Raw genomic sequence first — 673 nt, 5'->3', positions numbered from 1 at the left:
TTTTAAGAAAAAGTTATAGATAAGAAGCTCCCGAGGAGGGATTCGAACCCCCGACCAGTCGGTTAACAGCCGACCGCTCTGCCAGCTGAGCTACTCGGGAATTAGTGATAAATATTATAACATACTCTTAAAATTTTGCAACATTTTTTTATATTAGATTTTTTTGTGGCAGAACCACCAGTCAAAGCAGTCATACTGTTTAGGTCTTTCTGAAGCTGTTTTTACGTCTGATGCTGGTGGAATGATTACTTCGTCCTTTATAAGTTCGTTGTTAGGCCAGTTAGCAGGTATTGCTACTTTGTTAGCGTCTGATACTTGAAGAGCTTTGACTGCTCTTATTATCTCGTCTATGTATCTTCCTATCTCTTGTGGATAGTAGAGTATAAGTCTTATTGTTCCTTCTGGGTCTAATACAAACACTGCTCTTACAGTGTTTGTTCCTTTGTAAGGGCTTATCATTCCAAGAGATTTAGCAATTTCTCCCATATCGTCTGCTATGATAGGGAACGTAATCTCTACGCCAAGTTTTTCTTTAATCCATTCTACCCACTTAATATGGGAGAAAACTTGGTCTATAGAGAGGCCAATAAGTTCACAGTTTAACTCTTTAAACTGGTCTATTCTCTTTTGGAACGCTACAAACTCTGTAGTACAAACAGGTGTAAAGTCGGCT

1 protein-coding gene and 1 tRNA gene are annotated in these 673 nt (G+C 38.6%); both read right to left on the bottom strand.

All coding sequences use genetic code 11. The features are described 5' to 3' along the window. Positions 1-27 precede the first annotated feature (27 nt). Positions 28-100, bottom strand: a tRNA-Asn gene (locus ACP5QL_RS09240). Positions 101-153: 53 nt separating this feature from the next. Continuing rightward, positions 154-673, bottom strand: a 520-nt coding sequence (locus tag ACP5QL_RS09235; protein WP_428127299.1) for a peroxiredoxin, incomplete at its 5' end; no start/stop codon positions are given.

This window comes from Dictyoglomus sp., assembly GCF_049968615.1.
Taxonomy (GTDB): Bacteria; Dictyoglomota; Dictyoglomia; order Dictyoglomales; family Dictyoglomaceae; genus Dictyoglomus; species Dictyoglomus turgidum.
Note: the sequence above shows the minus strand (reverse complement) of the source record. Positions and strands in the feature narration are given on the sequence as shown.